The organism is Roseateles violae (assembly GCF_030410485.1).
In the GTDB taxonomy this organism is placed as follows: Bacteria; Pseudomonadota; Gammaproteobacteria; order Burkholderiales; family Burkholderiaceae_C; genus Roseateles_D; species Roseateles_D violae.
The window spans coordinates 182,732-205,335 of sequence record NZ_JAUHHC010000002.1 but is presented as its reverse complement, the minus strand read 5'-3'; the positions used below and the strand labels follow the sequence as shown (position 1 = coordinate 205,335).

The window sequence follows — 22,604 nt, the reverse complement described above, 5'->3', positions numbered from 1 at the left end:
CGGATCAGGCTCTATCGGCAGATTGCTGTGAGAACTTTAGGGCGTCACCGCGCAGGCGGTCACCGTCTCCCGCTCAGGCCGCCGTTTGCGCGGCCTGCTTCGCCACCAGGGTCAGGATGTCGTAGCTGGCCACCAGCTCGCCGCGCTGGTTCATCACCTGCACGTCCCAGGCGACGACGCCCTGTGGCGGCTGGTCGGGGCGGTTGCCGCGGTCGATGCGGCGCTTGCAGGTCAGGCGCGCCTGAATCGTGTCGCCGATCGCGACCGGGTTGACGAAGCGCAGCGTGTCCAGGCCGTAGTTGGCCAGCACCGGCCCCGGCGCCGGCGAGACGAACAGGCCGGCCGCGGCGCTGAGCACGAAGTAGCCATGCGCGATGCGCTGGCCGAACTGCGTGTCCTTGGCGGCGATCTCGTCGAAGTGCATATAGAAGTAGTCGCCCGAGATGCCGCCGAAGTTGACGATGTCGGCCTCGGAGACGGTGCGGCGGTGCGTCAACAGCGAGTCGCCGATCTGGATCTCTTCAAAATGCTTGCGGAAGGGGTGGACCGCATCCTCCTGCACCTTCGCGCCGCGCTGGTACTCGCCGGTGATGGCGGTGACCATCGTCGGCGAGCCCTGCACCGCGCAGCGCTGCAGGTAATGCTTGACCGCGCGGATGCCGCCCAGCTCCTCGCCGCCGCCGGCCCGGCCCGGGCCGCCATGTTTGAGCGCCGGCATCGGCGAGCCGTGGCCGGTCGACTCCTTGGCCGCCTCGCGGTCCAGCACATGGATGCGGCCGTGGAAGGCGCCCGCATGCATGACGGCCTCGGCCGCCAGCGCCGGGGTCTTGGTGATCACCGAGCCGACCAGGCTGCCGCGGCCCTTGGCGGCCAGGGCCAGGGCCTGATCGAAGTCCTCGTAAGGCATCAGCGTCGACACCGGGCCGAAGGCCTCCAGCTCGTGGACCGCCTCGTTGGCGAAGGCGTCGCGGCACAGCAGCAGGGTCGGCGCGAAGAAGGCGCCGTTGGCGACGCCCTCGCCCAGCGGCGCGAAGCCGTCGCGCTCGCCGAAGACGATTTCATTGCCCTGGGCCAGCAGCGCGACGCGCTCGGCCACATCGGCCTGCTGCGCCTTGGAGGCCAGCGCGCCCATCTTGACGCCCTCGACGCTGGGGTCGCCGGCCTTGATCTTGGCCAGGCGCTCGCGCAGCTTGGCGGCGACCGCATCGAGATGCTGACGCGGCACGATCGCGCGGCGGATCGCCGTGCACTTCTGGCCGGTCTTGGCGCTCATCTCGCGGAAGACCTCGCGCACGAAGAGGTCGAACTCCGGATCGTCCGGCGTCACGTCCGGCGCCAGGATCGCGCAGTTGAGGCTGTCGGCCTCGGCATTGAAGGGAATGCCGCGGCGGATGAGGTTCTTGTTGACCTTCAGCATCGCGGCCGTGTCGGCCGAGCCGGTAAAGGTGACGACATCGGTCTCCTCCAGCCGGTCGAGCAGATCGCCGCTGCCGCCGATCACCAGCTGCAGGCTGCCGGCCGGCAGCAGGCCCGAGTCCTGGATCAGGCGCACGCAGGCCTCGGCCACATAGCTGGTGGCGGTGGCCGGCTTGACGATGCAGGGCATGCCGGCCAGGAAGCTCGGCGCGAACTTCTCCAGCATGCCCCACATCGGGAAATTGAAGGCATTGATGTGCACGGCAACGCCGCGCTTGGGCACCAGCACATGCGAGCCGATGAAGCTGCCCTCGCGGCCCAACGACACGGCCGGGCCCTCGTGGACGATATTGCTGGATGGCAGCTCGCGCCGGCCGGTGCTCGCGTAGGCGAACAAGGTGCCGATGCCGCCCTCGATATCGATCCAGTTGTCGGCGCGGGTGCCGCCGGTATGGGCCGAGATCGCGTACAGCTGTTCTTTGCGCTCCATCAGATAGGCGGCCAGCGCCTTCAGCGTCGCGGCGCGCTGCTGGAAGTCGAGCTTGAGCAGGGCCGGCAAGGCTTGGCCCCGCGCAAAGGACAGGCTCTCGCCGAAGTCGATCTCCTCGGCATGGGTCAGGGCCACCTCGCGGCCATTGACGGCGCTCAGCAGCGCGCGGGCGGCGGTGCCGCCGACCCAGCGGTCGGCGATCAGGCTTTGGAGGATGGGGGTGCTGCTGCTCATCGCAAGGCTCACTAAATGGTCTTGACTAGGGAATCTGGCGGGCAAGGGGCGTCGCGAGCGGGCCGAGGCTGGGTGCGAGGCGCGCAGCCGTACTCTCGTACGGCGAGCACCACGCGCCCAGGATCGGCTCGCGCAGTAGCCCAGTGCCCGTCAGATTAGGGTTGGTATTTCCAAGTGCCGTTCTCGATCTTGACCATCACGCGGGCGCGCTGGTCCAGGCCGAGGTGGTCGTTGGCCGACATATTGAACACGCCGTGCGCACCCGGCATTTCCTTGACCGCTTCCAGCGCATCGCGCAGCGCGGCGCGGAAGGCCGGCGTGCCCGGCTGCGCCTTCTTCAGCGCGGCCGGCACGGCCGCCTGCAGCAGCAGGCCGGCATCCCAGGCATGGCCGCCAAAGGTGCTGACCGAGCCCTTGCCATGCGCAGCCTCGTACTTGGCGATGTAGTCGTTGGCGCTCTTCTTAACCGGGTGGTCGGCCGGCAGTTGGGCGGCGACCAGCACCGGGCCCGAGGGCAGGAAGGTGCCCTCGACGTCCTTGCCGCCGACGCGCAGGAAGTCGTTGTTGGCGACGCCATGGGTCTGGTAGTACTTGCCGGTGTAGCCGCGCTCCTTCAAGGTCTTCTGCGGCAGCACGGCCGGCGTGCCGGAGCCGCCGACCAGCACCGCATCGGGCTTGGCCGCCATCAGCTTGAGCACCTGGCCGGTCACCGAGGTGTCGTTGCGCGCATAGCGCTCGTTGGCGACGATCTGGATGCCCTTGACAGCGGCGATCTTGGCGAACTCCTGGTACCAGCCCTCGCCATAGGCGTCGGCGAAGCCGATGTAGCCGGCCGTCTTGACGCCCTGCGAGGCCATGTGGGTGACTATGGCCAGGGCCATCATGATGTCGTTCTGCGGCGTCTTGAAGACCCACTTCTTCTTCGCGTCGACCGGCTCGACGATGCGCGCCGAGGCGGCCATCGAGATCATCGGCGTGCTGGCCTCGGCCACCGCGTCGATCATCGCCAGCGAGTTCGGCGTGACGGTGGAGCCGATCACGACGTCGACCTTGTGCTCGCTGATCAGCTTGCGGGTGTTGGCGACGGCCGAGGTCGTGTCCGAGGCGTCGTCGAGCACGATGTAGTTGATCTTCTGGCCGGCGATCGTCGTCGGCATCAGGCCGAAGGTGTTCTTCTCCGGAATGCCCAGCGAGGCGGCCGGGCCGGTGGCCGAGACGGTCACGCCGACATTGATATCGGCCTGCGCCGGCAGCGCCAGCGCGGCGGCGGCCAGGACGGCCAGGACGGCCAGTTTCTTGATCTGCTTGTTCATTCTCTTTGTCTCCAACAGTTGTCGTTCGTCAGTCAGTCAATCGATCAATCAAGCGGTCGAGCGCTCACCCACTCATTCGACCGGCACGGCCGGGGCCTGCACCGCGCCCAATCCACCAAAGAACAGATCGGCCACCATCGGCGCGACGTCCTCGTAGCTCAGCTCGCCGTCGGGCCTGAGCCAGGTGAAGGTCCAGTTGATCATGCCAAACAAGAGCATGGTCAGCGGCTTGTGCAGGCGCACGCCCTGCAGCTCCGGGCGCACCGCGGCCACCGCGTCGGCAAATGCCGACACCACCTTGCGCTCGACCTGCAGCAGCCGCGCGCGGTCGGCCTGATCCAGGAACTTCACGTCCTCGGTCAGCACGCGGTGCTGATTCTGCGCCTCGCCATACTCCTGCACGAAGCGCGCGATCAAGGCGCGCAGATGCGGCTCGGGGGCCAGGCCTTGCGCCCGCACCTCGTCGACCAGCTGCGCCAGGCGCTGCACATGGCTCTCGCAGATCTGCATCAGCAGCTCGTGCTTGTCGCGCACATAGTGATAGAGCGTGGGCTTGCTCACCTCGCAGGCCTCGGCCACCTCGTTCATCGAGGTGCCCGGGTAGCCCTTGTTGGCAAACAGCCGGGCCGCCGCGGCGAGGATCTCCTCGCGGGTGGCTTCGAATCCTGGGGCGCGTCCTCTGGCCATCGTGTTCTTGTTTCAGCGTTCGTCGAAGGAGATCACCACGCGCGGGGTCAGCGCATGGGCCTGGCAGCTGAGGATAAAGCCGGCGGCGACCTCGTTCTTGTCCAGCGCGAAATTCTTGTCCATGCGAACCTCGCCTTCCAGCACCTTGCAGCGGCAGGTCGAGCAGACGCCGCTCTTGCAGGAGAAGGGCACGTCCATGCCGGCGCGGGCGGCCGCGTCGAGGATGCTCGGGTCGGTCTTGGCGAACTCGATCTCGCGGCTGATGCCGTCGCGGATCACCAGGATCCTGGCGCTCTCGGCGTCCTCGGGGCGGATCTCGTGCGGCGCTGGCTTGCCGGTCTGCATCTCGGGCGTGCCGAAGCGCTCGACGTGGACGCGGTTCTCGGGCACGCCGGCCTCGAGCAGCGCGGCTTCCGCCTGTTCGTTCATCTCGTAGGGACCGCAGATGAAGGCCTGGTCGATGCCCGAGGCCGGCACCAGGGTGCGCAGGAACTCGGCCAGCTTGGCCTTGTCCAGGCGCCCCGCCAGCAGCGGCGCATCGACCGCCTCGCGCGAGAACACATGGTGCAGCGAGAGCCGCGTCAGGTAGCGGTTCTTCAGATCCTCGATCTCTTCCTTGAACATCGTCGAGGCCTGGCGCCGGTTGGCGTAGATCAGGGTGAAGCGGCTGGCCGGCTCGTGGGCCAGCACCGTCTTCATGATGGACAGGATGGGCGTGATGCCGGAGCCACCGGCGATGCCGACGTAGTGGCGGCTGCGTTCACGCGTCGGCGGCACATGAAAGCGCCCCTGCGGCGGATAGACCTGGATCACATCGCCGGCGCGCAGCTCGCTATTGAGCCAGCTGGAGAAGCGGCCGCCCTCGACCCGGCGCACGCCGACCTGCAGATGGCCGTCGTCGATGCCGGCGCAGATCGAGTAGGAGCGGCGCAGGTCCTCGCCGTTGACCTCGTTGCGCAGGGTCAGGTATTGCCCCGGCTTGAACGCAAAGGTCTCGGCCAGCTCGGGCGGCACCTCGAAGCTGACCAGCACGGCCTCCTCGGTGTCGGGCCGGACTTCGCGGACCCTCAAGGGATGGAAATGCAGGCTCATAGCGGTTTGAAATATTCAAAGGGTTCGCGGCAGGCCATGCAGCGATAAAGCGCCTTGCAGGCGGTCGAGCCGAAGGCGGACAGCTTCTCGGTGTTATCGGAGCCGCAGCGCGGGCAGGCGAGCTTGCTCAGGGACGCGCGGTGGACCAGGCGGATCGGCTGGCCAGCGCCCGATGCCACCGGCCCGGGCGGCGCGATGCCGTAGTCCTTCAGCTTGCGCCGGCCCTCGTCGCTGATCCAGTCGGTGGTCCAGGCCGGCGCACGCTGCAAGGTGATCTCGACCTCGCCGAAGGCGGCCAGGGCCTTGCGCACATCGTCCTGGATCAGCTCGGTGGCCGGGCAGCCGGAATAGGTCGGCGTCAGCACGACCTCCAGCCCGCCGGCGGTCTCGCGCAGATCGCGCACGATGCCCAGCTCGGCCAGCGTGATCACCGGCACCTCGGGGTCGGGGATCTGGCGCAGCACCTCCCAGGCGGCTTCCAGCCGCCCGCAGGTGTTGGCCATCGGCAGGCTGCTGCTCACCAGCGGCCTCCCGGATAGGCGCGCTGCAGATACTGCAGCGTCGCCAGCATATGGCCCATATGCTCGCTGTGGATGCCCTTGCGGCCATGCGTCTGGAAGGCGCTGTCCTTGGGGCATTCCAGACCCGCCTCGCGCAGCACCTCGGCGAAGGCGGCACGCCAGTCGTCCTTCAGCTCCACCCAGGCCGGGCCCAGGCCCCGTTCGGCGGCCGCCGCATCGACGGCATCGACCTCGAACAGCTCGTTGAAATAGGGCCACAGCGTCGCCAGCGCCGCCTTCATGCGCGTGGCCGATTCCTCGCTGCCGTCGCCCAGGCGCACGACCCAGTCGGCCGCGTGCTGCTGGTGGTAAGCCGCTTCCTTGACCGCCTTGCCGGCGATCGCCGCGACTTCGGCGTCGGAGGACTGCTCGAGCCGGCGCCACAGCAGCAAGAGCCAGCTCGCGACCGCGAAATTGCGCAGCTGCGTGAAGGCGAAGTCGCCGCGCGGCAGCTCCATCACGACCGGGTTCAGGTACTGGCGCTCGTCACGCAGAAAGGCGAGCTGGTCCTCGTCATGGCCCTGGCCGTCAAGCTTGGCCGCATGCGTCAGCAGCGCGCGGGCCTGGCCGAGCAGGTCCAGCGCCATATTCGACAGCGCCAGATCCTCCTCGAGGATGGGTCCGTGACCGCACCATTCGGAGATACGCTGCGCCAGCACCAGGCAGCTGTCGCCGACGCGCAGCAGGTACTGGACTTCGGGGCTGGCGCCCACCTTGATTGATTGGATGCTCATCGCCGGGACCGATTACATGTGGTTGAGCGCGTCGGGCAGCTCGTAGAAGGTCGGGTGGCGGTAGACCTTGTCCTCCATCGGATCGAAGTACATGCCCTTCTCGCCCGGGTCACTGGCGACGATCTGGGTGCTGGGCACGACCCAGATGCTGACGCCTTCCTGGCGGCGCGTGTAGACATCGCGCGCCAGCTGGATCGCCATCTTCGCGTCGGCCGCGTGCAGGCTGCCGCAATGCTTGTGGTCCAGGCCCGCCTTGTTGCGGACGAAGACCTCCCACAGCGGCCATTCGTTCTGAGTCGTCGTGCTGCTCATGCTGCTTGTTCCTTCGTTGCTTGCTTGCGCGCGTGGGCCAGCGCGGCCTCGCGCACCCAGGCGCCGTCTTCCCAGGCCTTGACGCGCGCGCCCAGGCGCTCGCGGTTCATCGGGCCGTCGCCGTTGACGACGCGCCAGAACTCGGCCCAGTCGATCGCGCCGAAGTCGTGCTCGCCGCGCTCGGCGTTCCATTTCAAATCGGGGTCGGGCAAGCTGACGCCGAGAATTTCGGCCTGCGGCACGGTCGCGTCGACGAACTTCTGGCGCAGCTGGTCGTTGGTGACGCGCTTGATGCCCCAGCGGATCGACTGCTCGGAGTTTGGCGAATCCTTGTCGGCCGGGCCGAACATCATCAGCGAGGGCCACCACCAGCGGTTGACCGCGTCCTGCACCATGGCCTTCTGCTCCGGCGTGCCCTCGCGCATCATCACCAGCAGGCTCTCGTAGCCCTGGCGCTGGTGGAAGCTCTCCTCGCGGCAGACGCGGATCATCGCCCGCGCATAGGGCGCATAGGAGCAGCGGCACAGCGGCACCTGGTTCATGATGGCCGCGCCGTCGACCAGCCAGCCAATCACGCCGATATCGGCCCAGGTCAGGGTCGGGTAGTTGAAGATCGAGCTGTACTTGGCCTTGCCGCTGTGCAAGGCGTCCAGCATCTGGTCGCGGCTGGTGCCCAGGGTCTCGGCGGCCGAGTACAGGTAGAGGCCATGGCCGGCCTCGTCCTGCACCTTGGCCAAGAGGATGGCCTTGCGCTTCAGGGTCGGCGCGCGGGTGATCCAGTTGCCCTCGGGCAGCATGCCGACGATCTCCGAATGCGCATGCTGCGAGATCTGGCGCACGAGCGTCTTGCGGTAATGCTCGGGCATCCAGTCCTTGGCTTCGATGAAATCGCCCGCATCGATGCGGGCCTCGAAGGCCTGCTCCTGCTGCAGCTCTTCCGCCGTCTTGATCTTCTTGCTCGGCGCGTCCTGCGGACCGACCGACATGGCCTGGGTATACATCGTTGAATCTCCTCAGCGAGGACGTTGATCGACGACGCGGCGGGCCTTGCCGACCAGCGTGCGTTCGATGGAATCGGGGGCGCCGATGACGACCTTGGTCGAGACGCCGATCAGGGTCTTGATCCGGTGCTGCAGCGACTTGGCGATCGCGCTCACATCGGCGCCGGCATGGGCCGCCTGCAGCTCGCAGCGCACCTCGACGGCATCGAGCAGGCCCTCGCGGCTGACGACCAGCTGGTACTGGCCGCTGAGCTGCGCCTCCTGCAGCACCAGTTCCTCGATCTGGGTCGGGAACAGATTGACGCCGCGGATGATCAGCATGTCGTCGCTGCGGCCGACGATCTTGCCCATCCGGCGCATGCTGCGCGAGGTCGGCGGCAAGAGGCGGGTCAGGTCGCGCGTGCGGTAGCGGATGATGGGCAGCGCCTCCTTGGTGAGGGAGGTAAAGACCAGTTCGCCCTCCTCGCCATCGGCGACCGGCTCGCCGGTCTCCGGGTTGATGATCTCGGGATAGAAATGGTCTTCCCAGATCACCGGGCCGTCCTTCGATTCGATGCACTCGTTGGCAACACCCGGCCCCATCACCTCCGAGAGGCCGTAGATGTCGACCGCGTCGATGCCGGCCTTCTGCTCGATCTCGCGGCGCATCGCCTCGGTCCAGGGTTCGGCGCCGAAGATGCCCACCTGCACCGACATCTCACGTGGGTCCAGACCCTGGCGCGCGAACTCCTCGATGATCACCTGCATATAGCTGGGCGTGACCATGATGATGTCGGGCCGGAAGTCCTGGATCAATTGCACCTGCTTCTCGGTCTGGCCGCCCGACATCGGGATCACCGTGCAGCCGGCGCGCTCGGCGCCGTAATGCGCGCCCAGGCCGCCGGTGAACAGGCCGTAGCCATAGGCAATATGGACGATGTCGCCGGGCCGGCCGCCGGAGGCGCGGATCGAGCGCGCGACCAGATTCGCCCAGGTGTCGATGTCGCGCGCCGTGTAGCCGACGACGGTCGGCTTCCCCGTCGTGCCCGAGCTCGCGTGGATGCGCGAGACCTTCTCGCGCGGCACGGCGAACAGGCCGAAGGGGTAGTTGTCGCGCAGATCCTTCTTGGTCGTGAAGGGGAACTTGGCGATATCGGCCAGCGTCTTCAGGTCGTCCGGATGCACGCCCTTGGCGTCGAAGGCGGCCTTGTAGTGCGGCACGTTGTCGTAGGCATGCTTCAGCGACCATTTCAGGCGCTCGAACTGCAGCGCCTGCAGCTCGTCGCGGCTGGCTTTCTCGATCGGCTCCAGATCGCCGGGGGCGGGCATCTTCACGGGCATGGGTTCAACTCCTGGGACTCAGTCGGTCAAGCCGGTGACGATCGGCTTGCCCTTGATGCGGTAGGACTTGCCGCGGAACACGGCAACCAGTTCGTCGCGCTGATTGCGTACGCTGATGTCGTAGACGCCGGTGCGGCCCGACAGCGAAACCTCTTGGGCCCGCGCCGTCAGCCGGTCGCCGGCCCTGCCCGGCGCGACGATGTCGACATTAAAGCCCGAGGCCACGGTCAGCTCGTTGTGCGAGTTGCAGGCAAAGGCAAAGGCCGAGTCGGCCAGGGTCGTGATCAGTCCGCCATGGCAGATGTCGAAGCCGTTGAGCATGTCCTCGCGCACCGTCATGGCGATCGTCGCCGTGCCGGGGCCGACGGCGAGGATCTCCATGCCGAGGCTGCGGGTCGCACGGTCATTGGCCAGCATCGCATCGCGTACCGCCTCGGCCAGCTGTTGCGGGTTCATCATCGCCATCATCGGTCGCTGAAGCTCGGCGTGCGCTTTTGCAGGAAGGCGGCCGCGCCCTCCAGGTAGTCGGCGCCAAAACCCAGCTGGCTCTGCGTCACCGATTCGGCCTGCAGTGCCTGCTCGTGGTTCATCAGCAGCGCATCGTCCATGGCCTTGCGCGTGGCGGCCAGCGCGCGCACCGGCATCGCCGCCAGCCTGGCGGCCAGCGCCTGGGCGGTGGCGGCCAGTTCCGCATCGGGCACGCAGCGGTAGATGAGGCCGATCTGCTGCGCCTCGGCGGCCGGCAGCTTCTCGCCCAGCAGGGCCAGCTGCAAGGCGCGGGCGCGGCCGACCAGGCGCGGCAACAGCCAGGTGCCGCCGCAGTCGGGGATCAGGCCGATCTTCGAGAAGGCCTGGATGAAGCTGGCCGAGCTGCCCGCCACGACCAGATCGCAGCTCAGCGCCAGGCTGGCGCCGGCGCCGGCAGCGACGCCATTGACGGCCGCAAGGACCGGAATCGGCAGCTGGCGCAGCAGCTTGGCCATTGGGATGTAGTAGTTGTCCAGCAGGTGGCCGATGTCCTTGGGCTTGTCGCCGGGCTCGAAGCCGGGCTTGATCAGCGGATCGGACAGGTCCTGGCCAGCGCAAAAGCCGCGGCCGGCGCCGGTGATCACCAGGCAGCGCACCGTCGCATCGGCGGCCGCTGCCTCCAGCGCCTCGCGCAGCTGCACCAGCATCGGCGCGGTGAAGGCATTCAGCGCCGCGGGCCGGCTCAAGGTCACGGTGCGGACCGCACCGTCCTGGCTGATCTCGATATTCGGTTCTGACATGGGCGGGTCCTTGCTAAGCGCGATCGAAACACTCTTGACCGACCGGTCGGTAGATCGTAAGGTAAGCTTTGATTTGGCGCAAGCCTTGGAGAACAAAACATGCCCTGCTATTCGATCGACGGGGTCATCCCGGTCGTCCACCCGAGCGCCCATGTGCACCCGACGGCCGTGCTGATCGGCGATGTCGTCGTCGGCCCCGGCTGCTATATCGGCCCGGCCGCCTCGCTGCGCGGCGATTTCGGCCGCATCGTCATCCACGAGGGCGCCAATGTGCAGGACACCTGCGTGATCCACGGCTTCCCGGCCTCGGAGACCGTCGTTGAGGCGAACGGTCATATCGGCCACGGCGCCGTGCTGCATGGCTGCGTGGTGCGGCATGACGCGCTGGTCGGCATGAACGCGGTCGTGATGGACGAGGCCGAGGTCGGCGCCTATTCCATCGTCGCCGCCTGCGCCTTCGTGCGCGCCGGGCTGAAGCTGCCGGAGAAGTCGCTGATCGTCGGCGCGCCGGCCAAGGTCTTGCGCGAGCTGAGCGAGGACGAGATCCGCTGGAAGCGCGCAGGCACCGAGACCTACCAGCGCCTCGCCCAGCGCTGCCACGAATCGCTGCGCGAGGTGGCGCCGCTGAGCCAGGAGGAACCCGACCGCCCTCGCCTGCCGGTCTCGGACTACGGGACCAAGCCGGCCACCGCGCTCAAGTCCTGATCGGCCTGATGCGCCGCGCCGGCGTCGGGCCGGCTTCCAGCATGGCCGCGCCGCGCGCTGCGGCCGCTTGCGCCAGCGGATCGATCAGCGCCGCCTCGGGCAGGTTCTTCCAGTAGCGGCGCGGCATCTCCTTCTTCATCATCGCCAGCTTGAGCCGCGCTGGGTTGAAGATGTGCTCGTAATAGGTCAGCCACAGGGCGGCGCCCGCGTCGATCGGAGGCAGGCTCCGCCGATCGACGCCCGGCCCGCCGCGGAGAACCTGGCCGTCCCATTCGATCGAGCGCTGAGGCGTGAAGATGGCCCAGCGCATCTGCGCGAAGCGGCGCACAAAGAAGGGCGCATTGGCCTCGACGATATGGTGCTCGGGCTCGAACCAGGCGATGTGGCGCAGCGCCTCGCCCTCACCCTGCGGGAAGAAACGCAGGAAGGCGCGCATCTTGTGGATCTCGCGCTGGACCTCGCGCGCCAGCCGCGCGGCCGCGCGACGGTCGGCGTCGAGTTCGTCGCGGCGCAGGATATTGTCGCGCTCGCAGACGAGCCGCCAGAGCAAGCGGTAGAGCAGATGAAAGCGGCCCGGGTCGCGGTGCAGCAAGGCGGACTCGCAGAGCGGCACCACCCAGGCCGGCACGCCGAAGGGCTCGACCGGCTGTTCGGCGGTGGAATAGCCCTCGTCCGTCCACAGGCCGGGCTGCGCCTCTTCGGTCTGCCAGACCACCTCGTCAGGCTCGATATGCCGCTTCAGCAGCAGGCGGGCCCTGCGCTTGAAGCCTTCGATGTCGGTCGGGCCATCGAGGCTGGCGATCATGGGAACAGCTCCTGCTGCTGCTGCTGCTGCTGCGCCGGCGGCTGCGGCGCTGCGCCCGGTTTGTGGCCGTCCGCGCAGACATAGCGCAGCACCTTGGCCGGCGACACCCGCAGCGCCGTCAGATCCTCGGCGCGCAGCCGCCGCAGGCGGCGTGCCAGCAGCAGCCTGTCGACCGAAGCGACGCCCAGCCCCGGCACGCGCAGGAGCAGCTCGCGGGGCGCCGCATTGAGATCGACCGGGAAATGTTCCGGATGGGCCAGCGCCCAGGCCTCCTTCGGATCGACATCCAGCCGCAGTAGGCCACCCTCGGTGACGATCTCCTCGGGCGCGAAGCCGTAGAAACGCATCAGCCAATCGGCCTGGTAGAGCCGGTGCTCGCGCGCCAGCGGCGGCGCCACCAAGGGCAGTGCCCGCGAGGCGTCCGGGATCGGGCTGAAGGCCGAGTAGTAGACGCGCCGCATCCGGTGGCGCCGGTACAGCGCCGCGCTGCTCGCCAGGATCGCGCGGTCATCGCTGGCATCGGCGCCGACGATCATCTGCGTGCTCTGCCCGGCCGGCGCGAAGCGCGGCGCGGCGGCGGGCCGCGCCGCGGCGCCGGGCAGCGCCCGCGGGGCGACCGGGCGGGCGGCGGCGCGCGCCTCGTCGATATGCAGACGCAGCCGCGCCATCGAGCGCTCGATGGCCGGTGCGTCCTTCTCGGGCGCCAGCGCCTTCAGCCCGGCGGCGCTGGGCAGTTCGATATTGATGCTGAGCCGGTCGGCATAGCGGCCGGCGCGCGCCAGCAGTTCCGGGCTCGCGTCGGGAATCGTCTTCAGATGGATGTAGCCGCGGAAGTCGTGGTCCTCGCGCAGGCTGCGCGCGACCTCGACGATCTGCTCCATCGTGTAGTCCGGCGATTTGACGATGCCGCTGGACAGGAACAGACCCTCGATGCAGTTGCGGCGGTAGAAGTCCAGCGTCAGCCCCACGACCTCCTCGGTGCGAAAACGCGCGCGCGGCACATTGCTGCTGGCCCGGTTGACGCAGTACAGGCAGTCGTACTGGCAATGGTTGGTGAGCAGCAGTTTCAGCAGCGACACGCAGCGGCCATCCGGCGTGAAGCTGTGGCAGATGCCCATGCCCTCGGTCGAGCCGATGCCTCGACCGTCCAGCGAATCGCGGCTCTCGCTGCCGCTGGACGCGCAGGAGGCGTCGTATTTGGCGGCATCGGCCAGGATGGCGAGCTTGCGTTGAAGATCCATGGCGACAACTGATTGCTGTACAAATATACAGTATTGCATCGGCAGCATGGCGATCGCCGACGGCACAATGCGGGCTTTTCGCCGCCGCGCGGCACGCCAGCACCCACGATGACCGACACGCTTCTGAACCGGCCCGCCGCCGAACTGCCCGCCTGCTGCGAATTCCTGGTCATCGGCGCCGGTCCGGCCGGCAGCGCCTGCGCGCGCTGGCTGGCGCAGGCCGGCCGCGAGGTGGTGCTGATCGATGCGCAAAGCTTCCCGCGCGAGAAAACCTGCGGCGACGGTCTGGTGCCCGATTCGCTGGCCGCGCTGAAGCGCCTGGGGCTTTACGAGGCGGTGATGGCGAAGGCGCAGGCGGTCACGCATGCGCACTGCGTCGGCCCGGCCGGTGGCGCGGTCGACGTGCCGGGCGAGATGGCCGTGCTGCCGCGCAAGGAGCTGGACGAGCTGCTGTGCCGCGCCGCCGTCGAGGCCGGCGCGCGCATGTTCGCCCCACTGAAATTCCAGCAGTTGCTGATCGACGAGCAGACCGGTCGCGTCATCGGCGCGCGGCTGCAGGCCGGCGAAGCGACGCGGGAGATCCAGGCCCGCTGGGTCGTGCTCGCCACCGGGGCCGCGGCCGGCCCGCTGCAGGCGGCCGGCGTCTGCCAGCGCCGCACGCCCAGCAGCATCGCGCTGCGCGGCTATGTGAAGCTGGCCGGCCTCGAGCGCGAGTTGGCCGACCTGAACTTCGTCTGGCATCCGCGCATCGCGCAAGGCTATGGCTGGATCTTCCCGGCCGGCGACGACGTCTACAACATTGGCGTGGCCATCCTCGATTCGCACAATGTCGAAGATGGCGAGGGCAAGCGCAGCATGAAGAACCTGAACCTGCGTCAGCTCTACGCCGAGTTCTGCGCGGTCTACCCGCTGGCCGGCCGCCTGCAGGCGGAAGGACAATGGCTCACCGAGCTCAAGGGCGCGCCGCTGCGCTGCAATCTGGACGGCGCCGCCTTCAGCCGCCCGGGCCTCCTGGTCGCCGGCGAGGCGGCCGGCACCACCTACGCCTTCACCGGCGAAGGCATCGGCAAGGCGATGGAAACCGGCATTGCCGCCGCCGAAGCCCTGCTGCGGGCCGGCGCCGCCGATGCGGCAATCGAAGAGGCCTACGCGACGCAGCTGGAGACGCTGCGCCCGCGCTTCCAGATGTACCGCAAGGCCACCAGCTTCAATCGCTGGCCCTGGCTGGTCGATCTGGTCATCTGGCGCTCGCGCCGTAGCCCGCGCCTGATCGCCGCGATGTCGGGCATCCTCAACGAGACCCGCATGCCCGGCAGCCTGCTCAGCTGGCGCGGGCTCAAGCGCCTGGTGCTGGGCTGATCAAGGCGTCCAGCCGCTCAACCAGGGCGCGCGGCGCCGACCCGGCGCCGGCGACCGTGCAGGCCGCCGTGCCGGCGGCGACCGCCCAGGCCAGATGCCGCGCCGGCGCCGCTTCGCGCTGGCGCATCAGGCTGTAGAGCAGGCCGGCGACGGCCGCGTCGCCGGCGCCGACCGTGTCGAGCACCTGCACCGGCGGTGCCGCGGCCGTCCAGTGCCGGGTGCCGCGGTACAGGGTCGCGCCGGCCGCGCCATGCGTTGCCAGCAGCCAGGCCTGCGGATTCCAGGCGCTGATCTGCGCCAGGCCCAGGCGCGGATCGGGGCTGCGGAACAGGCCGCACAGGTCCTCGTCCGAGACCTTGATCAGATCGGCCAGCCGGCACATCCGCTCCAGCGTCGCGTCGTAGCGCGTGTCCATGGCGTCGCGGTAGTTCGGGTCGTAGCTGATGCTGCGGCCCTGCGCCTTCAGCGCCTGGGCCAGTGCAAGAAGCCGGCCGGCCAGCGGCTCGCGGGCAAGGCTCAGGCCACCGAAATGCGCCCAGGCCAGCGCCTGCTGCCAGCCCTGCGGCAGCGCCTCGGGACGGAAATGCAGATCGGCGCTGTCCTCGCCGATGAAGAAATAGCGCGGCGGCTCGAGCTGGTGGACGATGGCCAGCAGCGGCGGCTTGGCGAACTGCTGGATGAAGCGCAGATCCAGGCTGGCGTCGGCGCTGGCCTGCCAGATCGCCTGGCCGAACACATCCTGAGAAATGCCGCCGGCAAAGGCGCTCATCACGCCCAGGCCCGACATCGCCATCGCCACATTCCAGGGCGCGCCGCCACAGCGGCTGCGCCAGCTGTTCGGCCCGCTGCGCAGCAGATCGGTCAGCGCCTCGCCGAAGGAGACGAAATGCGGCAGATCGGCATGCAGCAGCGGCGGCGCCATGTCCCGATTCGAACCGGCGCCCGCCGCGCTGGCAAGCCCGGCCCGGCGAGGCCGCGGCGCTCAGGGCACAATCGTCGGCATGGCAGCTTCCAAAGTCATTCCGCTGGCCGACCAGCGGCAGCTGGCGAGCCTCGCGGCCCTGCCCGCGCGCGCCATGCAGCCGACCGGTCTGCTCGGCGACGCGCTGGGCCGGCCGCTGCACGATCTGCGCATCTCGGTGACCGACCGCTGCAACTTCCGCTGCAGCTACTGCATGCCCAAGGAGGTGTTCGACAAACACCACCCGTTCCTGCCACATGCCGAGCTGCTCAGCTTCGAGGAGATCGCGCGGCTGGCCCGGGTCTTCGTTGCCCATGGCGTCGAGAAGATCCGCCTGACCGGCGGCGAACCGCTGTTGCGCCGCAATCTGGAAGCGCTGATCGAAATGCTGGCCGCGCTGCGCACGCCCGCCGGCAAGCCGCTGGACCTGACCTTGACGACCAATGGCTCGCTGCTGGCGCGCAAGGCGCGCGCGCTCAAGGCGGCCGGCCTGCAGCGGGTCACCGTCAGCCTCGACGCGCTGGATGACGCGGTGTTCCAGCGCATGAACGACGTCGGCTTCCCGGTTGCCGAGGTGCTGGCCGGCATCGACGCCGCGCGCGCGGCGGGCCTGGGGCCGATCAAGGTCAATATGGTCGTCAAGCGCGGCACGAACGAGCAGCAGATCCTGCCGATGGCCCGGCACTTCAGGGGCAGCGGCATCGTGCTGCGCTTCATCGAGTACATGGACGTCGGCGCGACCAATGGCTGGCGCATGGACGAGGTGCTGCCCTCCAGCGCGGTGCTGGAGCTGTTGCGCCGCGAATTCGAGCTGCGGCCGCTCGAGGCCAGCGCGCCGGGCGAGACGGCCGAGCGCTGGGCCTATGCAGATGGCGGCGGCGAGATCGGCCTGATCTCCAGCGTCAGCCAGGCCTTCTGCGGCGACTGCAACCGCGCCCGGTTGTCCACCGAAGGCAAGCTTTACACCTGCCTGTTCGCGCACCGCGGCCATGATCTGCGCGCGCTGCTGCGCGCCGGCGCCGACGACGCGCGGCTGGCCGGCGCGATCGCCCAGATCTGGGAGCCGCGCGCCGACCGCTATTCGCAATTGCGCGCCAGCGGCGGCGACAGCAGCGGCAGCAAGGACAGCGGCGAACGCCGCGTCGAGATGCACTACATCGGCGGCTGATGGACGAGACCTCGACCCGCGAGCGTGGCGCAGACTGCGTGATCGAGCCGCTGGGCGAGGCCGGTCTGCCGGCCTACAAGGCTTTGCGCGATCGCATGCTCGCCGGCCACCCCGAGGCCTTCACCTCGGACGCGGAGACCGAGCGCCTGCGCGCGGCCGACAGCTACCGGGGCCGGCTCGGCGGCGATGGCGCGGCGCTGTTCAGCCTGGGCGCCTGGCTGGGTTCGCAGCTGGTCGGCGCGATCACGGTCGAGCGCGAGCCGCGCGTGAAGGTGAGGCATATCGCCCATATCGTCGGCATGATGGTCGACGACGCGGTCCAGGGCCGGGGCATCGGTGCACGCCTGCTCGACGCGGCGCTGGAGCGCCTGCGCCGCGAGGAGCCCGAGCTGGAGATGGTCGTGCTCAGCGTCACCCGCGGCAACGGGGCGGCGCTGCGCCTGTATGCCAGCCGCGGCTTCGAGCGCTACGGCCGCCTGCCGGGCGCGATCAAGCTGCCCGATGGCAGCCGGCTCGACAAGGATCTGATGAACCTGCGCCTGCGGCCCTGACGGTCACCGCCGGCAGGGCGCACCCGCAAGCATCGCAGGCGCCGATCGTCACCTGCCTCGCCGGCTACCAGCCCGGGCCGGTCTGAAGCCGCAGATCGAACTCGACCGTCAGCGCATCCTGCACCGCCAGCAGGCCGGCGCCGACCGAGAACGGCGCAATGCCGAACTCGCTTTGCAGCAGCGCCAGCGCGCCGCGCACGGCAAGGCCGGCCTCCGAGCGCTCGGCCTGCAAGGCCAGCCACTGGCAGCGCCGCTGGCCATGCAGCTCGATCTCGATCTGCGCGGCCAGCTTCGGCAGCTCGCCGACGACCTGCAGCGAGCGCAGGCGCAGCAACGGAAAAGCGCCGGCCTGCAGATTGCCGTCGCCCAGCATATTGGCGCGGGTCGCCGCGACCATCTCGGGCGAGATCGCCGAGGCCCAGCCGGGGCCCAGCGCGGCGCGCAGCTCGGGCGGGTCGAGCGCCAGCTCGGCCAGCCGCAATTCAAGCTCGAAGCGCGCGCCGGCCAGGCCGGTCGCGGGCAGCCAGGCCAGGCCCTCCAGCCGCGGCGCGGCCAGCACATGGTTGTGGCCCAGCTGGGCGGCGCGGCCGGCGCGGAATACATGGATGCGAACGGCCGACTGCGCGGCGTCGAGGCGGTAGAGCCGCCCGCCCTGCTCCCGCTGCAGGCGGGCATAGCGCTGGCTCAGCGGCTCGTCGGCGGCGGCGTCCGGTGCGGGGGCCGGCAATGGTGCCGCCGCGCAGCCGGCCAGCAGCAGCACAGACAGCAGCAGCAGCAGCAGGCGCGGCCTAGGGAAAGCAGGGAGTCGGATAATTGCCATTCAGGCGTCTGGTCCGCAAGTGCTGGACTAGCATAGCGCCAATAGAGATGGAGACAGCCATGGCCGCCAGCCCCTTCCGCCCCGCGCTCGAACTGATGGTGCAGTACGCGCGCTACCACCGCGATCGCCGCAATATCGCCACCCATTTCGTCGGCATTCCGCTGATCGTGTTCGCGATCGGCGTGCTGCTGGCGCGTGCGCAGTTCGGCCTCGGCAGCCTGCAGACCAACGGTGCCTGGCTGCTCTGGGCGCTGAGCACGATCTGGTACCTGACGCGCCGCAATCTGATGCTGGGCCTGGCGACCAGTCTGGTCAATGCGGTGCTGATGGCGCTGGCCGAGCCGCTGGCCGCCGGCAGCGTCGGCAGCTGGCTGGCCTGGGGCATCGGCAGCTTCGTGCTCGGCTGGATCATCCAGTTCGTCGGCCACTACTACGAGGGCAAGAAGCCGGCCTTTGTCGACGACCTGGTCGGCCTGCTGGTCGGCCCGATGTTTGTTGTCGGCGAGGCGCTGTTCGCGCTCGGCTGGGGCGCGGGCCTGCTGGCCGAGATCGAGCGTCGCGCCGGCCCGACCCATCTGCGCGACCTGGCCCATCCGGCCGCCTGAGCCGCCGCGCGCAGCAATATCCGGGCGCTGCCGCTGCCGAAGCGGCAGCGCCTTTTTTTCTCCTGCGAGATCTCGACCCGATGCAGCAAACGATTCTGATCATGGGTGCCGGCTCGGTCGGCTGTTATCTGGGCGGGGTGCTGGCCGCGGCCGGCGCCCAGGTGCATTTCGTCGGCCGCCCGCGCGTGTTGCAGGCGCTGCGCGAACAGGGCCTGCGGATCAGCGATCTGGACGGCCGCGATCAGCGCCTGCCGGCCGCGACGCTGCAGCTGCATGAGGCATTGCCGGGCGGCTTGCTGCCGAGCTTGACCCTCTTGTGCGTGAAGAGCGGCGCCACCGTCGAGGCGGCCCGGCAGCTGAGCCAGGCGCTGCCGGCCGGCGCCATCGTCGTCTCGATGCAGAACGGCATCGGCAATGCCGAGCGCGCCCACGAGGCGGCGCCGGCGCTGGACTGGCGCGCCGGCATGGTGCCCTTCAATATCGCCGAGCTGGGGCCGGGCCATTTCCATCGCGGCACCGGCGGTGCGCTGGCGGTGCAATCAGCGCCCGACGATGCGGCGCTGAGCGCGCTGCAGGAGGGCTTTGCCGGCCAGGGCCTGAAGCTGCGCCTGCAGCCCGATCTTCAGGCGGTGCAATGGGGCAAGCTGCTGATCAATCTGAACAACCCGGTCAATGCGCTGTCGGGCCGGCCGCTGCGCGCCGAGCTGCTGGAGCGCGGCTACCGGCGCTGCTTCGCCGCGCTGCAGGCCGAGGCGCTGGAACTGCTGGAGGCGGCCGGCATCACGGCGGCCCAGGTGACGCCGCTGCCGCCACGCAAGCTGATCCAGCTGCTGCGCCTGCCGACGCCCTTGTTCCGCCTGCTCGCCGCCAAGATGCTGAAGATCGACGCGAAGGCGCGCTCCAGCATGGCCGACGATCTGGCGCTGGGGCGCAAAACCGAGATCGATGCGCTCAGCGGCGAGGTCGTGCGCCTGGCCCAGCGCCTGGGCCGTCAGGCGCCGCTGAACGCGCGCATGCTGGCCCTCGTTCAGGCCTGGCCGCAGCGGCCGCAGCCCTATGCGCCCCGCGAACTCGAAGAGGCTTTGGGCATCGCCTGAGCAGAATCGTCGCGGCGCGGGTAAGCTGGGTCCGTTCCCCGCTTCCCATCACTCAGGAGAACGATATGGCCCAGAAGATCCAGATCGCTGTCATCGTCGGCAGCCTTCGCCGCGATTCCTTCAACCAGAAGCTGGCCACGGCGCTGGCCCGGCTGGCGCCACCCGAGTTCGAGCTCAAGCGGCTCGAGATCGGTGATCTGCCGCTGTACAACCAGGACGACGATGCGAATCAGGCCGAGCCGGTCAAGCGCCTGAAGGCCGAGATCGCCGCCTCGCAGGGCCTGATCTTCGTCACGCCCGAATACAACCGCTCGATGCCCGGCGTGCTGAAGAACGCCATCGACCATGCCTCGCGCCCCTATGGGCAGAGCGCCTGGGCCGGCAAGCCGGCCGGGGTCATCGGCGTGTCGGTCGGCGCGATCGGCACCGCGCTGGCCCAGCAGCATCTGCGCAATGTGCTGGCCTATCTGGACGTGCCGACCTTGGGCCAGCCCGAGGCCTTCATCCAGGCCAAGGACGGGCTCTTCGATGCCGATGGCGGCATCGGCGCCGACAGCCGCAAATTCGTCCAGGGCTGGATGGACCGCTACGTCGCCTTCGTCGGTCAGCACCAGGGCTGATCGTCTTCCTAAGCCGGCCAGCGCTGCAAGGCCTGCTCGACCCCGCCCTTGCGCGAGGGGCCGGCCGGGCGGCGCGCCGGCGTGCCCAGCGCGATCCAGCCGAGCAGGGTCTCGCCGGGCGCGCAGAAGGCGGCGGCGATCTCGGGGTCGCGCACCTTGGCGCCGCTGAGCATCTTGCCGCCGAAGCCCAGCAGATGCGCGGCATTGAGGAAGTTCGCGATCGCGCCGCCGACGCAGGCCCATTGCTCGTGCGCCGGCACCTGCGGGTGGCCCAGGTCGATGCGCGCGACGACGGCCACCGTCAGCGGTGGGCGCAGCGCACGCTCGGCGTCGATGGCGGCGCCGGCCTCGTCCTTGCCGGCGCGGCGCGCGGCCGCGGCAAACAGCGCGGCCATGCGCAGCCTCGCCTCGCCGGACACCGCCTTGAAGCGCCAGGGCAGCAGCTCGCCGTGATCGGGGCCGCGCAGCGCCGCCTCGACCATCAGGCGCAGCTGCGCCTCGTCGGGGCCGGGCTCGACCAGATGCTTGGGCCCGACCGAGTAGCGGCCCAGCAGCGCCTGCAAGGCTTCGTCGGCGCTCATACCGTGATTTCGCGCGCGCTGATCGTGTAACGGAAGCTGTCCGGCGCCAGTTCGTCGAAGCGGCCGCTGGCGTTCTCGCCCTGCGGGTACATCAGGAAGGGGATGGAGGCCTTGCCGGCGCCGCCCGGCAGCATCACGTCATGGCCGCTGTTGTAGGCGACCCAGTTGCCTTCCCAGCTACCGAACAGCGCCTTCCTGACCGGCGCGACCAGCGGATGGGCTGGGTCCTTGATCCACTCGGGCGTCTCCTGGCGCATCACCTTCAGCACATCGGCCGGGTCCATCGCGACCCAGCCGTACTGCTGCAGAAAGACCTCGGCGCGGCAATGCTGGGCGCCCTTCAGATTGGCCGGATTGCCGCCGAGCTCCTTGTAGCCGAAGGCCGAGGGCACCAGGCGCAGGCCGTAAAGATCGCGCGCCGGCACGCCGACCGAGCGGCAGAGGCCGACGAAGATCGCATTCAGGTCCGCGCACTTGCCGCCGAGGTTGCCGCTCTCCAGCATCGTGCGCACATCGCCGGTGCCGCAGCCACGCACCTTGGGCTCGCGGTGCGCATTGACGAGCAGCCAGTCGTAGATCGCGCGCACCTTCTCGACGTCGGTCCGGGCGCCGGCCGTCGCCTGCAGCGCGGTCTTGCGCACCAGGCCGTCGACCGGGATCAGCTCGGTCGCGCGCAGATTCGCCTGCAGCAGGGCCGGATCTTCGGCAACGCGGCCGGGCTTCGTCCAGTCGACCACGCGGTTGCGCGTCTGGAAGCGGCTGAGCAGTTGCAGCGCCGGCTGCTTCACCGTCGCCGGGAACTCGGCGTAAAGCATGCGCACGCCGCTGGCCGGGTCGGCGACGACACGCAGCTCGGCCGCATTGCTGCTGCTCCAGCTCTGGCCCAAGCTGCGCTGGAAGTCCGTCTCCACATCGGGCATCGGCAGCCAGAGCCGGGTCGCGCCCTGGGCGTCGGCCACCGCAACGCTCATCGTGGTCTCGAAGCTGCGCCAAGCACCCGGCTGGGGCTCGAAGCGGTAAGGCGCTTGCGCTTGTGCAAAAGCGGGCAGCGGCAGCGCCGCGCAGGCGCCGATCAGCAGCTCGCGGCGCGAGAGTCGGGAGGTCCTCATATCGTCTTGTCCTGGCTATTCGATGATTTGGTTGAAAGTGCTTGCTCGATCCACTGCCGCGGCTCGGCCGCGTTCCAGTCGAGCTCGCCGATGATGGAGAACAGCGCGCGGCCGTCGCGAGCGATGAGCACGCTGGTCGGGAACATGCGGGCGCCGAAAGCGCGCGAGGCGGCGCCGTCGGCATCGCGCACGATGGGCAGTTCGACCGGCATCGCCTGCAGAAAGCGCCGGATCGCCGCATCGGTCTCGCGGTGGTTGACGGCGACGACGAGCAGGCCCTCGCGTTCATAGCGCTGCGCCAGCAGCTCCAGCGCCGGCATCTCGCTGCGGCAGGGCTCGCACCAGCTGGCCCAGAAGTTCAGGAGCACCAGCTTGCCGCGCGCCTCGGCGAGCTTGAAGCCGGGCCCGTCGAAGCCGGGCAGGTCCAGCGCCGGCGTCGGCTGGTTCCTGGGCCAGGACCGGCGCAGCCAGCCGCCATCGGCGGCACGCAGCGGCGCGGCCAGGCCGGCGGCGATCAGGGTCAGGACGTTGCGGCGGGAACGGAACATCCCGCCA

General features: G+C 69.2%; 25 protein-coding genes. 7 read left to right on the top strand and 18 right to left on the bottom strand.

Annotated elements, in window-relative coordinates; all coding sequences use genetic code 11:
- Positions 1 to 73 precede the first annotated feature (73 nt).
- From paaZ to QWJ38_RS06475, 11 genes are all read right to left on the bottom strand, one after another.
- Entirely contained in the window at positions 74 to 2,140 is a 2,067-nt protein-coding gene (gene paaZ / locus QWJ38_RS06525; RefSeq protein ID WP_290358250.1) for a phenylacetic acid degradation bifunctional protein PaaZ, read from the bottom strand.
- Positions 2,141 to 2,295: 155 nt separating this feature from the next.
- Positions 2,296 to 3,453: an ABC transporter substrate-binding protein gene (locus QWJ38_RS06520; RefSeq protein ID WP_290358249.1), complete on the bottom strand. Its 1,158-nt coding sequence runs from the start codon at positions 3,451 to 3,453 to the stop codon at positions 2,296 to 2,298.
- A 72-nt stretch (positions 3,454 to 3,525) separates the two neighbouring features.
- Positions 3,526 to 4,140, bottom strand: a complete 615-nt coding sequence (locus tag QWJ38_RS06515; RefSeq protein ID WP_290358248.1) for a TetR/AcrR family transcriptional regulator — start codon at positions 4,138 to 4,140, stop codon at positions 3,526 to 3,528.
- A gap of 12 nt (positions 4,141 to 4,152) precedes the next feature.
- A complete protein-coding gene (gene paaE / locus QWJ38_RS06510) occupies positions 4,153 to 5,232 on the bottom strand; it encodes a 1,2-phenylacetyl-CoA epoxidase subunit PaaE (RefSeq protein ID WP_290358247.1) in 1,080 nt (359 codons plus the stop codon).
- Entirely contained in the window at positions 5,229 to 5,735 is a 507-nt protein-coding gene (gene paaD, locus QWJ38_RS06505) for a 1,2-phenylacetyl-CoA epoxidase subunit PaaD (protein ID WP_290358964.1), read from the bottom strand. Before paaD ends, paaE begins: the two co-directional genes overlap by 4 nt.
- A 14-nt stretch (positions 5,736 to 5,749) precedes the next feature.
- Positions 5,750 to 6,526 carry a 1,2-phenylacetyl-CoA epoxidase subunit PaaC gene (paaC, locus tag QWJ38_RS06500; protein WP_290358246.1) on the bottom strand — a complete coding sequence of 259 codons (777 nt, stop codon included), beginning with the start codon at positions 6,524 to 6,526 and terminating at the stop codon, positions 5,750 to 5,752.
- A gap of 12 nt (positions 6,527 to 6,538) precedes the next feature.
- Complete coding sequence (paaB, locus tag QWJ38_RS06495) at positions 6,539 to 6,838, bottom strand: 1,2-phenylacetyl-CoA epoxidase subunit PaaB (RefSeq protein ID WP_290358245.1); 300 nt, start codon at positions 6,836 to 6,838, stop codon at positions 6,539 to 6,541.
- Entirely contained in the window at positions 6,835 to 7,839 is a 1,005-nt protein-coding gene (gene paaA, locus QWJ38_RS06490; RefSeq protein WP_290358244.1) for a 1,2-phenylacetyl-CoA epoxidase subunit PaaA, read from the bottom strand. The genes paaB and paaA overlap by 4 nt, the downstream gene beginning before the upstream one ends.
- Positions 7,840 to 7,851: 12 nt before the next feature.
- Positions 7,852 to 9,159: a phenylacetate--CoA ligase PaaK gene (gene paaK / locus QWJ38_RS06485; RefSeq protein WP_290358243.1), complete on the bottom strand. Its 1,308-nt coding sequence runs from the start codon at positions 9,157 to 9,159 to the stop codon at positions 7,852 to 7,854.
- Between the two features lie 18 nt (positions 9,160 to 9,177).
- Entirely contained in the window at positions 9,178 to 9,615 is a 438-nt protein-coding gene (gene paaI, locus QWJ38_RS06480) for a hydroxyphenylacetyl-CoA thioesterase PaaI (RefSeq protein ID WP_290358242.1), read from the bottom strand.
- Positions 9,616 to 9,623: 8 nt separating this feature from the next.
- Positions 9,624 to 10,427, bottom strand: coding sequence for an enoyl-CoA hydratase-related protein (locus QWJ38_RS06475; RefSeq protein ID WP_290358241.1), 804 nt, complete (start codon positions 10,425 to 10,427; stop codon positions 9,624 to 9,626).
- Positions 10,428 to 10,526: 99 nt separating this feature from the next.
- On the opposite strand from QWJ38_RS06475, the gene QWJ38_RS06470 reads away from it, so the two are divergent.
- Complete coding sequence (locus QWJ38_RS06470) at positions 10,527 to 11,132, top strand: phenylacetic acid degradation protein PaaY (protein WP_290358240.1); 606 nt, start codon at positions 10,527 to 10,529, stop codon at positions 11,130 to 11,132.
- On the opposite strand, the gene QWJ38_RS06465 is transcribed toward QWJ38_RS06470, so the two are convergent.
- Positions 11,122 to 11,937: a TIGR03915 family putative DNA repair protein gene (locus tag QWJ38_RS06465; protein WP_290358239.1), complete on the bottom strand. Its 816-nt coding sequence runs from the start codon at positions 11,935 to 11,937 to the stop codon at positions 11,122 to 11,124. The genes QWJ38_RS06470 and QWJ38_RS06465 overlap by 11 nt on opposite strands.
- Positions 11,934 to 13,178 carry a putative DNA modification/repair radical SAM protein gene (locus QWJ38_RS06460; protein WP_290358238.1) on the bottom strand — a complete coding sequence of 415 codons (1,245 nt, stop codon included), beginning with the start codon at positions 13,176 to 13,178 and terminating at the stop codon, positions 11,934 to 11,936. Before QWJ38_RS06460 ends, QWJ38_RS06465 begins: the two co-directional genes overlap by 4 nt.
- Before the next feature lie 108 nt (positions 13,179 to 13,286).
- On the opposite strand from QWJ38_RS06460, the gene QWJ38_RS06455 reads away from it, so the two are divergent.
- Positions 13,287 to 14,537, top strand: a complete 1,251-nt coding sequence (locus QWJ38_RS06455) for an NAD(P)/FAD-dependent oxidoreductase (RefSeq protein ID WP_290358237.1) — start codon at positions 13,287 to 13,289, stop codon at positions 14,535 to 14,537.
- Here the strand turns inward: QWJ38_RS06455 and QWJ38_RS06450 are convergent.
- Positions 14,515 to 15,459: a carbohydrate kinase family protein gene (locus tag QWJ38_RS06450; RefSeq protein ID WP_290358236.1), complete on the bottom strand. Its 945-nt coding sequence runs from the start codon at positions 15,457 to 15,459 to the stop codon at positions 14,515 to 14,517. The genes QWJ38_RS06455 and QWJ38_RS06450 overlap by 23 nt on opposite strands.
- 79 nt (positions 15,460 to 15,538) lie before the next feature.
- Between QWJ38_RS06450 and moaA the strand changes: the two genes are divergently transcribed.
- Entirely contained in the window at positions 15,539 to 16,666 is a 1,128-nt protein-coding gene (moaA, locus tag QWJ38_RS06445; protein WP_290358235.1) for a GTP 3',8-cyclase MoaA, read from the top strand.
- Entirely contained in the window at positions 16,666 to 17,217 is a 552-nt protein-coding gene (locus QWJ38_RS06440; RefSeq protein WP_290358234.1) for a GNAT family N-acetyltransferase, read from the top strand. Before moaA ends, QWJ38_RS06440 begins: the two co-directional genes overlap by 1 nt.
- Before the next feature lie 64 nt (positions 17,218 to 17,281).
- Here QWJ38_RS06440 and QWJ38_RS06435 read toward each other — a convergent pair whose 3' ends face one another.
- A complete protein-coding gene (locus tag QWJ38_RS06435) occupies positions 17,282 to 18,037 on the bottom strand; it encodes a hypothetical protein (protein ID WP_290358233.1) in 756 nt (251 codons plus the stop codon).
- Between the two features lie 59 nt (positions 18,038 to 18,096).
- Here QWJ38_RS06435 and QWJ38_RS06430 point away from each other — a divergent pair, with 59 nt between their 5' ends.
- From QWJ38_RS06430 to QWJ38_RS06420, 3 genes are all read left to right on the top strand, one after another.
- Positions 18,097 to 18,642 carry an Mpo1 family 2-hydroxy fatty acid dioxygenase gene (locus QWJ38_RS06430; protein ID WP_290358232.1) on the top strand — a complete coding sequence of 182 codons (546 nt, stop codon included), beginning with the start codon at positions 18,097 to 18,099 and terminating at the stop codon, positions 18,640 to 18,642.
- 80 nt (positions 18,643 to 18,722) lie between these two features.
- Positions 18,723 to 19,739, top strand: a complete 1,017-nt coding sequence (locus QWJ38_RS06425; RefSeq protein WP_290358231.1) for a 2-dehydropantoate 2-reductase — start codon at positions 18,723 to 18,725, stop codon at positions 19,737 to 19,739.
- Positions 19,740 to 19,804: 65 nt separating this feature from the next.
- A complete protein-coding gene (locus tag QWJ38_RS06420; RefSeq protein WP_290358230.1) occupies positions 19,805 to 20,359 on the top strand; it encodes an NADPH-dependent FMN reductase in 555 nt (184 codons plus the stop codon).
- Positions 20,360 to 20,367: 8 nt separating this feature from the next.
- Here QWJ38_RS06420 and QWJ38_RS06415 read toward each other — a convergent pair whose 3' ends face one another.
- The 3 genes from QWJ38_RS06415 to QWJ38_RS06405 are packed head-to-tail and all read right to left on the bottom strand — an operon-like array spanning position 20,368 to position 22,597.
- Positions 20,368 to 20,940: a nitroreductase family protein gene (locus tag QWJ38_RS06415; protein WP_290358229.1), complete on the bottom strand. Its 573-nt coding sequence runs from the start codon at positions 20,938 to 20,940 to the stop codon at positions 20,368 to 20,370.
- Positions 20,937 to 22,049 carry a transglutaminase-like domain-containing protein gene (locus QWJ38_RS06410; protein ID WP_290358228.1) on the bottom strand — a complete coding sequence of 371 codons (1,113 nt, stop codon included), beginning with the start codon at positions 22,047 to 22,049 and terminating at the stop codon, positions 20,937 to 20,939. The genes QWJ38_RS06415 and QWJ38_RS06410 overlap by 4 nt, the downstream gene beginning before the upstream one ends.
- Positions 22,046 to 22,597: a TlpA family protein disulfide reductase gene (locus QWJ38_RS06405; protein WP_290358227.1), complete on the bottom strand. Its 552-nt coding sequence runs from the start codon at positions 22,595 to 22,597 to the stop codon at positions 22,046 to 22,048. The genes QWJ38_RS06410 and QWJ38_RS06405 overlap by 4 nt, the downstream gene beginning before the upstream one ends.
- Positions 22,598 to 22,604 lie beyond the last annotated feature (7 nt).

Coding starts and splice junctions, on each gene's coding strand:
- QWJ38_RS06460 (WP_290358238.1), bottom strand. CDS start 13,178: ATGGATCTTCAACGCAAGCTCGCCATCCTGGCCGATGCCGCCAAATAC.
- QWJ38_RS06425 (WP_290358231.1), top strand. CDS start 18,723: ATGCAGCAAACGATTCTGATCATGGGTGCCGGCTCGGTCGGCTGTTAT.
- QWJ38_RS06410 (WP_290358228.1), bottom strand. CDS start 22,049: ATGAGGACCTCCCGACTCTCGCGCCGCGAGCTGCTGATCGGCGCCTGC.
- QWJ38_RS06520 (WP_290358249.1), bottom strand. CDS start 3,453: ATGAACAAGCAGATCAAGAAACTGGCCGTCCTGGCCGTCCTGGCCGCC.
- moaA (WP_290358235.1), top strand. CDS start 15,539: ATGGCAGCTTCCAAAGTCATTCCGCTGGCCGACCAGCGGCAGCTGGCG.
- QWJ38_RS06515 (WP_290358248.1), bottom strand. CDS start 4,140: ATGGCCAGAGGACGCGCCCCAGGATTCGAAGCCACCCGCGAGGAGATC.
- QWJ38_RS06405 (WP_290358227.1), bottom strand. CDS start 22,597: ATGTTCCGTTCCCGCCGCAACGTCCTGACCCTGATCGCCGCCGGCCTG.
- QWJ38_RS06465 (WP_290358239.1), bottom strand. CDS start 11,937: ATGATCGCCAGCCTCGATGGCCCGACCGACATCGAAGGCTTCAAGCGC.
- paaK (WP_290358243.1), bottom strand. CDS start 9,159: ATGCCCGTGAAGATGCCCGCCCCCGGCGATCTGGAGCCGATCGAGAAA.
- paaZ (WP_290358250.1), bottom strand. CDS start 2,140: ATGAGCAGCAGCACCCCCATCCTCCAAAGCCTGATCGCCGACCGCTGG.
- QWJ38_RS06475 (WP_290358241.1), bottom strand. CDS start 10,427: ATGTCAGAACCGAATATCGAGATCAGCCAGGACGGTGCGGTCCGCACC.
- paaE (WP_290358247.1), bottom strand. CDS start 5,232: ATGAGCCTGCATTTCCATCCCTTGAGGGTCCGCGAAGTCCGGCCCGAC.
- paaI (WP_290358242.1), bottom strand. CDS start 9,615: ATGAACCCGCAACAGCTGGCCGAGGCGGTACGCGATGCGATGCTGGCC.
- QWJ38_RS06470 (WP_290358240.1), top strand. CDS start 10,527: ATGCCCTGCTATTCGATCGACGGGGTCATCCCGGTCGTCCACCCGAGC.
- paaA (WP_290358244.1), bottom strand. CDS start 7,839: ATGTATACCCAGGCCATGTCGGTCGGTCCGCAGGACGCGCCGAGCAAG.
- paaD (WP_290358964.1), bottom strand. CDS start 5,735: ATGGCCAACACCTGCGGGCGGCTGGAAGCCGCCTGGGAGGTGCTGCGC.
- QWJ38_RS06435 (WP_290358233.1), bottom strand. CDS start 18,037: ATGGCAATTATCCGACTCCCTGCTTTCCCTAGGCCGCGCCTGCTGCTG.
- paaB (WP_290358245.1), bottom strand. CDS start 6,838: ATGAGCAGCACGACGACTCAGAACGAATGGCCGCTGTGGGAGGTCTTC.
- paaC (WP_290358246.1), bottom strand. CDS start 6,526: ATGAGCATCCAATCAATCAAGGTGGGCGCCAGCCCCGAAGTCCAGTAC.
- QWJ38_RS06420 (WP_290358230.1), top strand. CDS start 19,805: ATGGCCCAGAAGATCCAGATCGCTGTCATCGTCGGCAGCCTTCGCCGC.
- QWJ38_RS06440 (WP_290358234.1), top strand. CDS start 16,666: ATGGACGAGACCTCGACCCGCGAGCGTGGCGCAGACTGCGTGATCGAG.
- QWJ38_RS06455 (WP_290358237.1), top strand. CDS start 13,287: ATGACCGACACGCTTCTGAACCGGCCCGCCGCCGAACTGCCCGCCTGC.
- QWJ38_RS06430 (WP_290358232.1), top strand. CDS start 18,097: ATGGCCGCCAGCCCCTTCCGCCCCGCGCTCGAACTGATGGTGCAGTAC.
- QWJ38_RS06415 (WP_290358229.1), bottom strand. CDS start 20,940: ATGAGCGCCGACGAAGCCTTGCAGGCGCTGCTGGGCCGCTACTCGGTC.
- QWJ38_RS06450 (WP_290358236.1), bottom strand. CDS start 15,459: ATGGCGCCGCCGCTGCTGCATGCCGATCTGCCGCATTTCGTCTCCTTC.